This is a genomic window from Streptomyces sp. NPDC008125 (assembly GCF_042957125.1).
Classification (GTDB): Bacteria; Actinomycetota; Actinomycetes; order Streptomycetales; family Streptomycetaceae; genus Streptomyces.
Genome location: NZ_JBIBHR010000015.1, coordinates 103,849 through 117,674 on the forward strand (window position 1 = coordinate 103,849; position 13,826 = coordinate 117,674).

The window sequence follows — 13,826 nt, forward strand, 5'->3', positions numbered from 1 at the left end:
CATGTCGTTCACGCGCAGGGAATTCAACCGACAGTCCGCCGTCGCCGGCGCCGGAATCGCCCTCACCGGGGTGGTCGGCACCCTGGCCACCGCGCCCGGTGCCCTCGCCGCGGAGCACGGCGGACACGGCCACGGCGACCACGAAGGCCACGGGCACGAAGGCCACGGGCACGACGGCCACGGCCACTCCGCGGCGCCCGGATACGGCCCGCTGATCGCCGACCCCAAGGGCATCCTGGCGCTGCCCGCCGGTTTCTCGTACCGCATCATCACCCACAGCGGGGTCACCAAGCTGGAGTCGGGCGAGACCACCCCCTCCAACCACGACGGCACCGCCGCCTTCGAGGGCCCGCGCGGCGTCACCCTCCTGGTCAACAACCACGAACTGAGCGGCACACGCGCCGACTGGCCGCGCCCCGTCCCGCTCGCCGAGGGCCTCGTCTACGACCCGGTCGCGGCCGGCGGCTGCACCGTCGTGGAGACCCGGCCGGGCGGCCACACCGCGGAGTGGGTCGGCATCGCCGGTACGTCCACCAACTGCGCGGGCGGCGCGACCCCGTGGGGCACCTGGCTGACCTGCGAGGAGACCGAGGACAGGGCGGGCAAGAACGGCCTTCTCAAGGACCACGGCTACGTCTTCGAGGTCGACCCCTACGACAAGCGCGCCAACCGCGACCCGCGCCCGGTCAAGGCCTTCGGCCGGTACGCCCACGAGGCGGTCGTCATCGACCCGCAGCGCGGCCACGCCTACCTCACCGAGGACGCCTCCACCCCGAACGGGCTGCTCTACCGCTGGGTCCCGCCGCACGGCTTCAAGCACGGCCGCGGCAAGCTCCGCACCCTCGCCGACGACGCCGGTGTCCTCCAGGCCACCAAGTGCTTCGACAAGAACGGCGCGTTCGTCGACGACCTGTCCCGCGCCACGAAGATCGGCACCGTGTACGGCGTCGACTGGGCCGACGTCCCGGACCGCGACGCCAGGACGGTCTCCGTGCGCAAGCAGTTCACCGACACGGAGGTCACCCGCGCCCGCAAGCTCGAAGGCATGTGGTGGGGCGACGGCGGCGTCTACGTCGTCTCCTCGTTCGCCCGCTCGGAGAGCCCCGTCCAGCACGACGGCCAGGTCTGGTTCTACGACCCCAAGCGCCGCACCCTCACCCTCAAGGTGCTTCTCGGTGTCAACCCCGACCCGTCGAAGGACGGCGCCTTCGACGGCCCGGACAACATCACCGTCTCGCCCTACGGCGGCCTGGTCATCGCCGAGGACGGCGAGGGCGTCCAGCACCTCTTCGGGGCGACCGACAGCGGCGCCACCTACCCCATCGCGCGCAACGAGCTGAACGAGGGCACGGCCGAGAAGCCCGCGTACAGCGAGTTCACCGGCGTCACCTTCTCGCCGGACGGCAGGACGCTCTTCGCCAACATCCAGACCCCCGGCATCATGCTCGCCATCACCGGGCCCTGGAAGCGCCAGCCGAACAAGTAGTCGCCTGCGCCCGCAGGCGGGCCGGGCCGGCGTTTTCGACGCGGTCCGGCCCTGCCGTCCGACGTCATCCGTGCCGCGCCTCGCGCAGCCAGGCCCGCGCCCGCCCGGTCCTGCGGGCCCCCGCCGGGTACGGCAGGGTCCTGGCCAGGGTTTCTGCGCGGGCCAGCTCCCTGCTGCCCTCCCGCTCCTGGTCGAGCCTGGTGAGAGCGGCGCCGAGGGCGATCCGGGCCTCCACCTCGGCGAGGCGTTCCCCGGTGCGCTCGGACCGGGTCACCTCGGCGCGGGCGAGGCGCAGGGCGCCCCCGGGCCGTCCCGACAGGAGTTCCGCCCAGGCCACCAGGACCGGGGCGTCGCCGGTGTGGCCGTCCAGGGCATGCAACGCGTCGTCGGGACGGCGCGCGCGCAGGGCGGATTCGGCGCGGGCCGTGCGCACCTCGTACTCGGCCTGGCGGTCGCCGAGGGCGGTGGCGGTCGCTCCGGCGCGGTCCAGGAGGGCGGCGGCCTCCGCCGGGTCGCCGAGGAACGCCCGTACCCGGGCCATCGTGGCCAGGGCGTAGGGGAGGCACCAGGCTTCGTACGCCTCCGCGCCCGCCACGGCCTGTTCGGCGAGGGCGCGGGCCGGTTCGGGTTCTTCGAGGAGCAGGCGGAGTTCGGCGAGGTTCCCGCGCTCGAACGCGGCGGCCGTCGGGTCGCCGGACTGCTTGGCCAGCCCGAGCGCGCGGGCGCCGATCTCGACGGCCTCGCGCAGCCGGCCGGCCCGCCGCGCGTTCTCCCGCAGCGTCGACAGGACCGTACCGAGCAGCGTCGGGTCGCCGTACGCCTCGGCCGGGGCCAGGGCCCGGTCGCCCGCTTCGCGCGCCTGGTCGAGGTGGCCGGCGAGGCCGAGGTTGGCGGCCCGCAGACCGAACGCGCGGGCCGACAGGCCCTGCCCGCGGGTCCCCGGCACGTTCCGGGCGGCGGCCAGGGCGTCGAGGGCTGCCTCGGCTCCGGCCATGTACCGGCCCTGGACGCAGCGGATGAGGGAGAGGGCGAGGAAGTGGCCGGTGGCGGGTTCCGGGGCGGTGTCCTCGGTCACCGGGTGGTTCCGCAGGGTCCGCAGGGCGGTGTCCGGACCACTCGTCTTGGCGAGCGTCTCGGCGAGCAGCGCCGCCGCGAGGACCGCGTCGTCGTGGTCGCCGCGCCGCTCGAACTCGGCCAGGGCGAGCCGTACCGCGCCGACGGCCTGCTCGAAGTGGCCCATCCTGCGCAGCACATGGGTATGCGCGAGCCGGGCGCGGGCCGCGTCGACGTCGAGGCGGGCCACCAGGTCGCGGTAGTAGCGGTCGGCGGCGTCGTTGGCGTACAGGGCGGCGGCCCGCTCGGCGGCCCTGCGCAGGTACTCGGCGGCGCGCGGGTCGTCGGCGCGCGCGAAGTGGGAGGCGAGGGTGTCGACGGCGTCGGGCCGCCGCCGCTGGACCGCCTGCGCGAACGCGGCGTGCAGCTGCCTGCGGCGGACCACGGCCAGCTGCTCGTAGCAGGTCAGCCGGACCAGCGGATGGCGGAAGGCGACCCCGGCCTCGGGCCGTCCGGCCACCACCACCTGCCGTTCCTCGACGAGCGAGGCGGCGATGGCGCGTTCCAGGGCGTCGGCCGCCGCCGCGCCGGCGACCTGCGGGTTGAGCCCGTGCTCGCCGACGTCGAGCAGTTCGGAGAGAGCGGCGTCACCGCCGGCCACCGAGAGTGCCTCGACCAGGCGGCGCGCGTCCGGGTCGAGCCGTTCGAGCCGGTCGGCCACCAGGTCCCGCACCCCCTCGGGGGCGTAGTCGCCCATGTCGCCGCGGGGCAGGTCGCGGGCGAGTTCGAGGGCGAAGAGCGGGTTGCCGAGGGAGAGTTCCCAGACCCGGTGGGCCCCGCCGCCGTGGGGCGGGCCGCCACCCGCGTCCCGTACCACCGCCAGGCACGCCTCCTTGTCGAGGCGCCCCAACTCCTCGCGCACGCAGAGGCGCTGGCGCATCAGTGAGGCCACGACCGAGCGGCGCGCGTCGCCGTCGGGAAGCTCCTCCTCGCGGTAGGTCGCCAGGAAGCGCAGCGCCGTTCCCCGCTGCACGGCCCGCCGGGCCAGATGGCCGAGGAGCTGGTACGAACCGGAGTCGGCGCTGTGCAGGTCGTCGAGCACCACCAGCACCGGGCGGACCGCCGCCAGATCGCCGAGGAGCGCCGTGCTCGCCCGGAACAGCCGGTCCCGCTCCTCCTCCGGGCTGCGCTCGCCGGTCGTCCCCACCTGCCCCAACGACGGCAGGAATGAAGCCAGTTCGGGGTATTCGGTGCCGACCCGGGCCCGCTCGGCCGCGCTGTGCTCGGCGAGCCAGCCGTCGAGCGCCTCCGCGAATGCTCCGTACGGTGTGTGCGCTCCCGCGTCCTGGCCGCCGCCCCAGAGCACGGCCGTACCGGCCGCGGCGGCCCGCCGCGCCACCTCGCCGACCAGGCGGGTCTTCCCCACCCCCGCTTCCCCGGTGAGCAGGGTGAGGGGCGGGCCGTCCGCCGCCAGGAGGCGGCCCAGCACCGCGTCGCGGCCCCGCAGCGGCGGTGCGGCCGCCGCCCGCAGCGGGGCCGGGAGCAGGGGAGTAGCGGGTACGGGCGCGGGTGCGGCGGCCAGCGCGGCCCGGTGCAGACGCTCCGTCTCCGGGCCCGGCCGGACCCCGAGTTCGGTGTCGAGGGCCTCGCGGCACACGTGGTACTGGTGCACCGCCCGGCGCCGCAGCCCCTGGCGCAGCCAGGCCTCGATGAGGATGCGGTGGGCCAGCTCCTCGGCGGGGCTGCCCGCGAGGACCTGTCCGGCGACGGCCGCCGCCTCGGCCGGCGCGCCGCGTTCCAGGTGCTGCCCGGCGAGCCGGAGCAGCAGTTGCTCGCGGAGCAGGGTGAGCCGGCCGCGCCGGTCGTCGGCCCAGCGCGCGTACCGGTCCTCCGGCAGCAGCTCGCCGGTGAACCGGCCTATCGCGGCGGACAGTTCGTCGACCCCGCCGTCGGCGAGGGCGGTGCGGGCGGATGCCTCGGCCTCGTCGGCGTCGATCCACACGGTGGCCGGGTCGAGATGGAGGAGCGCCCCGTCGGAGACCAGGTACGAGGAGCTGGCGCGCGGGGCGAGTTCGGGTTCCAGGGCGCGGCGGGCGGCGTGCAGGGCGACCCGCAGGCTGCCGGCGGCGGCCTTCGGGTCGGCGTCGGGCCAGCAGACGGCGATGGCCTCCTCGCGGTGGAGGCGGTGGCCGGGCACGACGGCGAGCAGCTTCACCAGCGCGCGGGCGCCGGGGCGCGGCCACCGGTCCGCGAGCTCGGGTCCGCCGTCGCGGGTGGCCCTGAATCCGCCGAGCAGGTGGAGGCGCAGCAACGGCGCGGCGGAGGTGGTGCTGTCCGGTCGTCGCGCGTTCATCAGGATGCACTGTAATCGAACACGTTGTGAACCCCCCGGGCGAGGCCCGGGGGGTCCGTGTCACGTCAGGGCGTCAGCCCGTCAGTCAGGAGAGCTTGTACGTGGCGACCTGGTGGATGCCGTTGTCGTTGAGCAGGTAGCGACCGCCGAGGTCTTCGGCGAGCCGGTCCGAGCTGTAGTCGTCGCCCTGGAGCGAGAGCACCTCGTCGATGCCGTCGCCGTCGAGGTCGGCGGCGAGGAAGTTGCGGGCGCCGATCAGGTTGGCGCCGCCGAGAGACGACTGGAAGGAGTCCTCGCTCGCGAAGAAGTCCGCGTCCCCGGTGTAGGCGGCGACGGAGCCCTCCCCGCCGGCGATCAGCAGCTTCCGGCCGCCGGGGCCGGTGGCGAAGGCGCCGTTGTAGGACTGCCCGAGCACCCCGGCCTTCTCGTCTTCGGTGCCCTCACCGGAGAACTTCCGGAAGGACGAGGTGCCCGCCTGGTAGAGGACGCCGTCGTCGGTGAAGAAGCCGCCGTGCGTCCACAGGCCGCCCATGGTCGTGGAGTGCACGACCTTGCCGGTGCGGCCGTCGCGGATCTCCATGTAGGTGTGCGGGGCGCTGGCGTCGGTGGCGCCGAGGCCGGCCTGCGACTGGATGTCCCAGGTGTAGACGACCGCGTGGCCGTCGGCGTACGGGATCTCCGGGGAGGCGAAGGTGCCCTTGTACGTCAGCGCGGCGTGGACGACCCCGTCGGTCGACGCGGCCGGGACCTCCGGCGCGATGCTCCACTTCGTCCTGCCGGTCTTGGCGTTGAGCGCGACCGCGTTCGCCCCCGGGTCGGCCAGGTCGAGCGAGTCGACCTTGGAGTACGAGGTGTAGACCTTGCCGTCCAGGACCGACGGGTCGGAGAAGACCACGTCACCGAGGTCCTTGGGCGCCGCGTACGACCAGATCTTGTGCCCGTCGCCGTAGTAGGCGTTCAGGGTGTTCGTCGGGACGACGATGTCCTGCTCGCCATCGCCGTCGAGGTCGGCGAGCTTCACCGAGTGGACGAACTGGCCGCCGCTGTCGATGGTGGCCAGCGTCTTGCCGGTCCTGGCGTTGAGGACGACCACGGCGGAGTCGGCGGCGACGACGATCTCGTCCTTGCCGTCCCCGTTGACGTCACCCTTCTGCATGTCGTGCACCGCGCCGGGAACCGTGGCGCTCCACAGCTTCTCGGGCTTGCCGGAGACGAGCGAGGGACCGGAGTAGGCCCACACGCCGTCCGACGAACCGGCCATCACCACGTCGGACTTGCCGTCCTTGTTCACGTCGGCGGTCTGCGCGTAGGAGATGTCCGCCTGGAGCGGCGTGATGCTCTGCTGCTTGCCGTTGCCGAGCTTGAACGTACGGATGTTCTGGCTCTGGTCGATGACCCGGACGTGGGTGCCCTCGGCGTCGCTGAAGACGTCCTGGTACATCGGCGCGCCGGTGAGGCCCTTGTTCTGCCAGACGACGGCGCCCTTGCCCGAGTACACGGTCGTCGCGGCGAAGCGCCCGCCACCCGCGTTCTGCGACCCGGAGATCATGCGGTCGTCGTCGCCCGCGACGACGAGCTTGCCGTCGGCGACCTGGAGACGCCAGACGTTCGGCCCGTCCTGGCTGTTCCCGGCGTCGCGCTTGGTCGTCTGCGACCACAGCAGCTTGCCGGGCGCGTCGCCGTTCACGACACGCACCGTGTTGGCGTTCACCTGGAGGTAGTTGTCCAGGGAGGACTCGGCGACCACGTACTCGTCGCCCGCCTTGGCGGTGAGGTCACCGATCGTCAGAGCGGTGGGCAGCACGTTGACGCGGCTGTCCAACGTCGAGCGGTTGCCGGTCTTCAGGTCGTACGCGGCGACCTCGTACTTCACCGCGTCGTTGACGTCGGACTGCTCGATGGCGACGAGCCGCTTGCGGCCGGCGTCGACGCGCAGCTGGCGGCTGTAGAGCAGGCTGTCGGTCTTCCAGGTGACCGAGCCGTCCGCCACGTTCAGGGCGAGGGTGTGGCCCCGGCCCTCCACGGCGTCGGTCCGGGCGCGGTCCCAGGAGACGGCGATCTTGCCCTTGCCGAGGTCCTGGATGTCGCCCCAGGCGGAGTCGCCCGCCTCGCCGGTGTCGTACGTCCACGTCGAGGACGGGGTCAGCTTGCCGTCCGCCGAGGAGAAGCGGATGCCGTACAGCTTCGCCGTGTCGGCGGCCGGCGAGTTCATGTTCAGCCGGGGCGAGTCGGCGACGAGCAGCGTGCCGTCGACGATCTTGACCATGGTGGCGTAGTCGTACAGCTTCGACCACACCGTCTTGCCGGTCTTGCCGTCGAGGATCGTCACGAACGTGCCGTTGGGCAGCGACGAGCCGGGCGAGGTGAACGGGCGGTAGGACAGGATGCCGACGCTCGCCGAGAAGACGATGTCGTCGACGCCGTCACCGGTCAGGTCGCCCGTGGAGTAGCCGGAGTCGGAGGAGGGCGTGAACGGCGAGACCGCGTTGTAGCCCATCATGATCCGCACCGGGAACGGCTCGGGCTGCCACGGGCGCAGGGCCTTGACCTGCCAGTCCGTGTAGTACGAGTTGTTCGTGCGCTCCCACACGGACTCGCCGTCCGCGGTGTGCAGCTGCACGTTGCCCCGGCCGTGGACGGTGAAGTAGTCGCCGTTCTTGCCGACGGGGACGGTCGCGCCCATGCCCAGCACGCCCTCCATCGAGGAGGTGCCGGTGAAGGTGACCGGGGCGGCGGCGTCGGTGGCGGCATCGGTGGACGCGCCGTCCAGCGAGGAACCGGAGCCGGAGGACGTCGCGTCCGTACCGGATGCCGGCGCGTCCTCGGCCTGGGGGCTGACCTGGTTCCCGGCCGCGTCACCGTACGGGTCCAGGGCGACATCGGCGGTCAGCTGCTGCGCCTGGGCGGCCGTCAGCTTCAGGACGCCGTCGCTGCCGTCGGCGGCCAGGGCCTGCGGGGCGACGCTCAGGCAGAGACCGGCGGCGACCAGGGCGGAGGCGAGCTGGAGGCCCCGCCGCGAGTGGAGGTTTCTCATCACTTGGCTCCCTGCGTGAAGCGGATCGCCGAACCGGCGGTGATGACCGACTGGTTGTAGGCGTACTGGAGGGCGTCGGTGCCGGCCTGGTTCTGGATGCCCACGGTGGCACCCGCACCCAGGTCCGCGACCGACTTGTACTGGAGGGTCACCGCGCCGGTGGCCTCGTCGAAGACGGCCTCGAAGGTGGCGCGCCCGGTGGTGCCGTTCGCGTAGGCCGCGTCGTTCCAGACGACGGCGAACTTGCGGCTGCCCTTGGTACCGGTGGTGGCGGTCTGGACGGACGACTTCTTGTCGAGCGTCAGGTCGTCCCAGAGCGGGGCGATGAAGCCGTTGGGGTTGTACTCGGTCGGCAGCGTGGTGTTCGCGTAGTCACCGACGCGCGGCGCCAGGAAGTTCAGCATGCCGTCGGTGGTGACGGAGGTGGTGGAGTACGAGACCCCGTACAGCTTCACCGGGAAGGGCAGCGAGATCGTCGTGGCGTCCTCGTCACCGGTCAGGGCGACCTTCTTCGAACCGGCGATCCAGGAGTAGGCGGCCGGGGCGCAGCTGTTGCCGGCGGCGTCGGTGCGCGCCGGGACCTGGACGTCCTTGGTCAGGTCGGCGGCGGCGACGGTGGTGGAGCCGGTGAAGACGCCGTTGCACAGGACCGGCGCGGTCGGCTTCACGGTCAGGGTGTAGGAGCCCTCGGCGACCTTCGGCAGGGTGTACTTGCCCTTGGCGTTGGTGACCACCGAGGGGACCGGGGAACCGGTCAGCTCGACGGTCGCGCCGGGCAGGGCCTTGCCGGTGACGTCCAGGACGGTACCGGTGACCTTGTGCGAGGCGACGGTGGAGAGCGCGACGTCCTGCGTCAGGGCCTGGTTCTCGGTGATCTCGACACCGGGGATCTGGGCGGTCGCGTAGCCGTAACCGCTCAGGGCGAAGTCGTAGGTGCCCGGGTTGAGCGACAGGCGGTACGTGCCGTCGGTGCCGGTGGTGACCGTGCGGGTGCCGTAGGTGGCGTTGGTGGCCTTGACGACGACGCCGGAGAGGGCGGCGCCGGTGGCCTTGTCGGTGATCGTGCCGCTGACGGTCCCGGCGGTGTGCGGGGCCTTGTCGACGGACGCGAGGATGTCGAGCTTGCCCTCGCCCCAGACGTTGTTCATGCCGGCGGTGCCACCGCAGTGGGTGTCGTCGACGTCACGGGCGCCTTGGTTGAGCAGATCACGGGTGCCCTGGATGTCGCCGATCAGCGACGGGGCCGCCGACCACAGCAGCGCGGCCGCGGCCGCGACGTGCGGGGTGGCCATCGAGGTGCCGTTCTCCGTGTTGTACGAAGAACCCGGCCAGGTCGACTCGACGTTCACACCCGGCGCCGAGATGTTCGGCTTCGCCGAGCCGTCGACCAGCGACGGGCCGAAACCGGAGAAGGACGCGATCTTGCCGTTCGCGTCGTAGGCGCCGACGCCGTAGGAGGTCACCTGGGAACCGGGGGCGTGTGCGGTGGAGCAGGTGGTGCCGTCACCGTCGTTGCCGGCTGCGAAGGCCTCGAAGATGCCCGCGGAGTTCCAGGCCTCGACGATGTCCTGGTAGAACGTCGTGTCGTCGCCGCCCCAGGAGTTGTTGACGATGTTCGGCGCCATGTCCGGGCGCGGGTTCTGCCCGTTGTGGTCGGTCGGGGCGAGGATCCACTGGCCGGCGGCGAGCAGGTACTCGTCCGAACACTGGCTCGACTCGCAGCCCTTGGCGGCGATCCACTTGGCGTTCGGCGCGATGCCGATGCCGTGCTTGCCGACCATGGTGCCCATGGTGTGGGTGCCGTGACCGTTGTTGTCGCACGGGGTGCCGTCGGCGGCGCAGGTCCCCGACGGGTCGTAGAAGTTGTAGTCGTGCGTGAAGGTGCCGTCGCCGTTGTTGCCCCGGTACTGGGCCACCAGGTCGGGGTGGTCGTACTGCACGCCCGAGTCGACGCTGGCGATGACGATGCCCTCGCCGCGGTCGTCGTACTGGTTCCACACGTCGTCGGCGTTGATGTCGGCGACGCCCCACTCGGGGGTGTCGTCACCGTTCGCGGAGGAGTCCGTGGCGCTCTTGGCCGACGAGCCCGCGGCGGAGGGGTTCGTGCGCGTCTTGGTGATCTTCGCGTCGGAGGTCTCGCTGTCGTCGAGCTGGTAGTGCCGCTCCTTGACGATGCTCGCGACGTCCGAGCGCTTGGCCAGCTGATTGATCAGGTCCTGGTCACCGGTCACCTTGACGGTGTTGGCGATCCAGTAACCTTCGTGGCTCACCTTTTCCTTGTCGAGGAAGGCGTTGAGCGACTTCTGGCTGGACTTGGCGTGCGCACGCAGCTCGCCGTAGGCGGCCTTGGCGCGGGCCGCGTGGGACTTCTGCTTCTTGGCGGAGGAGAGGTCCGCCTGGTCCTTCAGCGTGACGAAGAAGGTGGCCTCGCCACCGCCGTCGACGGCGGTCAGCAGGGCGGAGTCGACCTTCGGGGACGGCGCGGCGTCGGCAGCCGCGGCCGGGGGGCCGATCAGCAGACCGGCGGCGGTGAGCGCTGCGGCCACCAGCGCGGCGGATCTGCGCCGGGACGATCGGGGCAGGTGCATCGGGGGTGCTCCTCCAGGGACGGTACGGGGGAGCCCGGACGTTAGACAGACGCCGTTACTCGGGCATTACAGCCCGCAGTGGGGTCCGGTGGACGAGAGCGACGTACGTGACCGATCCACGGCACCGAGGGGCCGGGCCGGGCCGGCGCGGCGTCCGGCCGGACGGGGACCCGCCGGGCGGGTGCCGCTCGCCGGTTGCTCGCAGCCCGCGCGGCGGACCGGGCGGTCGGGGTGGCCCCGCCCGGACCGGGCAGTCAGGGCGGCTCCGTCCCCCGCCGGACGCCCCCGAACCGCCACACCTTCGGGGGTCTTTCCGGACCGATGACCTGGGCGGCCACGCCGTCCGAAGCGCGTCGTCGCGGCGGCCGGCCCTGGTCGCGGGCGCATCACGAATGCGGCACTACTGGGCCGAGGGCGGGAACGGGCATAGCGCCCGGCGTCCGGGTGGCGCATACTCAAGGTAATGAAACAGTCAGCCGGATCCCGGCGTCACCTGCCTTCCAGTCCCTTCAACCGCCCGGCCCAGGCGGCCCCACCGGTCGAATGCTTCGACGTGGGCGACCGGGTGTCTCACGACCAGTTCGGCCTCGGGCGCATTCTCGCTGTCGAGGGCGACAACGACGCAGTCCTGATCGACTTCGCCGGGCGTCAGGGGAGGATCCTCAGCCCGTACTCCAAGCTGACCAAGCTCTGAGAGCGCCAAGGACGTGCCGAACGGGCATGTCCACGGGAACGAGCGGCCGTCCGCCGGAGGACATCCGGAACCGGGGCACCTGAGGGACACCAGGTGCCCCGGAAGCCTTTCCGGAGTCGTTCCCGTCGCCGACGGGGCGCCGGACCGCTCGGGGCCGTACGGCTAGAGCGCCGCGGCTGCGGGCTTGACCATGCCGCGTACGGTACGTGACTTCACGTACTCGCCCATGGCGGTCATCTCCCACTCGCCGGTGAACTGCTTGATCAGCTTGGCCATCATCACGCCGGTCTGCGGCTCCGTGCTGCTCAGGTCGAAGCGGACCAGCTCCTCGCCGGTGGCCGCGTCGAGCAGCCGGCAGTACGCCTTCGCCACCTCGGTGAACTTCTGGCCGGTGAAGGAGTTCACCGTGAAGACGAGGCCGGTGGCCTCCGCGGGGATGCGACCGAGGTCCACGACGATCACCTCGTCGTCCCCCGCCCCCTCACCGGTGAGGTTGTCGCCGGAGTGCTTGATCGCGCCGTTGAGGATGGACAGCTTGCCGAAGTAGCAGCTGTCCAGGTGCTTGCGGTCGGGGCCGTAGGCGATCACCGAGGCGTCCAGGTCGATGTCCTTGCCCCGGAACGCGGGCTCCCAGCCGAGGCCCATCTTGACCTGCGAGAGCAGGGGACGGCCGCCCTTGACCAGCGAGACCGTCTGGTTCTTCCGGAGGCTGACCCGGCCCTTGTCGAGGTTGATCTTCCCGGAGGCCGCGGGGGCCGGCGGGGCGGCCGGGGGCGCGGGCGGCACCGGCGGCATCGGCGGCGCGACCCTCGGGTCCGCGGGCGCGGCCTGCGGGGACGCGGGTGCGGCCGGGGGAGCCGTCTGCGAGGACGCCTGCGCTGCGGGGGCCGGGGGAGCGGGCTGGGCGGCGGGCTCCTCGACCGTCACGCCGAAGTCCGTGGCGATGCCGGCCAGGCCGTCGGCGTACCCCTGGCCGACCGCGCGGGCCTTCCAGGCGCCCTGGCGGCGGTAGATCTCGATGACCACGAGCGCCGTCTCGGTACCCAGGCGCGGCGGGGTGAAGGTCGCGAGGGCGCTGCCGCTGTCGGCGTCGCGCACGGTGGCGGTGGGCTCGATGCCCTGGAAGGTCTGGCCCGCCGCGTCGGGGCTCGCGGTGACGACGATCTTCTCGATCCCGGGCGGCACCGCCGCGGTGTCGACCACGATCGAGTCCGGCGCCGTGCCGCCGCCGGAGCGGTAGGTCACGCCGGGACCCGAGGGCTGGTTGTAGAAGATGAAGTCGTCGTCGGAGCGGACCTTGCCGTCGGCGGAGAGCAGCAGGCCCGAGACGTCGAGCCGCACCGGGGCGGCGACGTCCACCGCCACGCGGACGGCGGAGAGAGGGATGTTCGAGCCGGGGGTCATTGCGGTCATGACCGGGGTAACGAACGACCCGGCTTTGCCGTTCCCTTACCTTCCGTCCCTTCCGTGCCCTCCACATCAGTACCCGTACGGGGGAGCGCGCCGGAGGGGGCCGCGCGCCCCTCCGGCCGGGCCCCGGGGGCTCTTCGCCGGTTTCGGAGGCTCAGTACGGCCAGATCGGCGGGTCGGTGACGAAGGGGCCACCGACGTGCGTCTGGGCCGGGTCGGCCGGGTCCAGCTCACCGAATTCGGCGACCAGCTTCTCCGCGAACCGCTCCGAGTCGTCCTGCGGCTCGTACCCGAGCGCCCGGGCGGTCGACAGGTCCCACCACAGCCGGGTGTTGGCGGAGGAGCCGTAGACCACCGTGTGGGCGACGTCCGGGGCGGTGAGCGCCGCGTGGAAGAGGCGGGCGCCGTCCTCGGGGCTCATCCAGACCGAGAGCATCCGCACCGACGTCGGCTCGCGGAAGCAGGAGCCGATGCGGACCGAAACGGTCTCGATGCCGTGCTTGTCCTGGTAGAGCTGGGCCAGGTCCTCGCCGAAGGACTTGGAGAGGCCGTAGAAGGTGTCGGGGCGCCGGGGCGTGCCGACCGGGATGAGCGGCTCACCGGCGGCCGGTGCGGGGGTCCAGCCGATCGCGTGGTTGGAGGAGGCGAACACGATCCGGCGCACGCCCTCCTCGCGGGCCGCCTCGTACAGGTTGTACGTGCCCTCGATGTTGGCGCGCAGGATCTTGTCGAAGGAGGCTTCCAGCGAGATGCCGGCGAGGTGGATGATCGCGTCGACGCCCCGTACCGCCTCGCGCAGCGCCTCCCGGTCGGCCAGGTCGCCGACGATCGCGTCGGGCTCGCCCTCGACGGGCATGAGGTCGAAGAGGCGCAGCTCGTATCCGTACGCCGGGAGCAGCTCGCGCATCAACGTGCCGAGACCGCCGGCGGCTCCGGTGAGCAGAATCGTGCGGGGAGCGGGCAAACCGGGCACTGGGCCTCCTCAGCGCGGCGGGGAGTGCACCGCAGCACGCCAGATTCATGGACGACATTCACATGCGTGGACAACGTAGGGACGGGTGGTGTTCTTCGTCAAGGGGGGAGGGGTGCGTCGAACTCGCTTCACCCGTCGCGGCTTCCGCCTTGACCGGCCCCCGGAGGCTGCCCTAGCGTGACGACGTTCATGAATATGGACATCAATCAGAATTGTGTACGCCTGGAACCCGCTC

7 protein-coding genes are annotated in these 13,826 nt (G+C 72.2%); 2 read left to right on the forward strand and 5 right to left on the reverse strand.

Features of this window, described 5'->3' with window-relative positions; genetic code table 11:
• Nucleotide 1 precedes the first annotated feature (1 nt).
• On the forward strand, nt 2-1,486 hold the full coding sequence (locus ACFZAX_RS24690; RefSeq protein ID WP_390964225.1) for an alkaline phosphatase PhoX: 1,485 nt from the start codon (nt 2-4) through the stop codon (nt 1,484-1,486).
• 64 nt (nt 1,487-1,550) lie between these two features.
• On the opposite strand, the gene ACFZAX_RS24695 is transcribed toward ACFZAX_RS24690, so the two are convergent.
• The 3 genes from ACFZAX_RS24695 to ACFZAX_RS24705 all read right to left on the reverse strand — a co-directional run bounded on the left by ACFZAX_RS24695 (nt 1,551) and on the right by ACFZAX_RS24705 (nt 10,514).
• Nucleotides 1,551-4,892: an AAA family ATPase gene (locus ACFZAX_RS24695; RefSeq protein WP_390964226.1), complete on the reverse strand. Its 3,342-nt coding sequence runs from the start codon at nt 4,890-4,892 to the stop codon at nt 1,551-1,553.
• Between the two features lie 85 nt (nt 4,893-4,977).
• Nucleotides 4,978-7,926: an FG-GAP-like repeat-containing protein gene (locus ACFZAX_RS24700; RefSeq protein ID WP_390964228.1), complete on the reverse strand. Its 2,949-nt coding sequence runs from the start codon at nt 7,924-7,926 to the stop codon at nt 4,978-4,980.
• Nucleotides 7,926-10,514 (reverse strand): S8 family serine peptidase, encoded by a 2,589-nt coding sequence (locus ACFZAX_RS24705; RefSeq protein WP_390964230.1) that lies wholly within the window; start codon nt 10,512-10,514, stop codon nt 7,926-7,928. Before ACFZAX_RS24705 ends, ACFZAX_RS24700 begins: the two co-directional genes overlap by 1 nt.
• A 463-nt stretch (nt 10,515-10,977) precedes the next feature.
• On the opposite strand from ACFZAX_RS24705, the gene ACFZAX_RS24710 reads away from it, so the two are divergent.
• Nucleotides 10,978-11,208: a hypothetical protein gene (locus ACFZAX_RS24710; protein WP_327175093.1), complete on the forward strand. Its 231-nt coding sequence runs from the start codon at nt 10,978-10,980 to the stop codon at nt 11,206-11,208.
• A 162-nt stretch (nt 11,209-11,370) separates the two neighbouring features.
• On the opposite strand, the gene ACFZAX_RS24715 is transcribed toward ACFZAX_RS24710, so the two are convergent.
• A complete protein-coding gene (locus tag ACFZAX_RS24715; protein ID WP_390964233.1) occupies nt 11,371-12,621 on the reverse strand; it encodes a TerD family protein in 1,251 nt (416 codons plus the stop codon).
• A 151-nt stretch (nt 12,622-12,772) separates the two neighbouring features.
• Entirely contained in the window at nt 12,773-13,582 is an 810-nt protein-coding gene (locus tag ACFZAX_RS24720; RefSeq protein WP_390964404.1) for an NAD-dependent epimerase/dehydratase family protein, read from the reverse strand.
• Nucleotides 13,583-13,826: the final 244 nt, after the last annotated feature.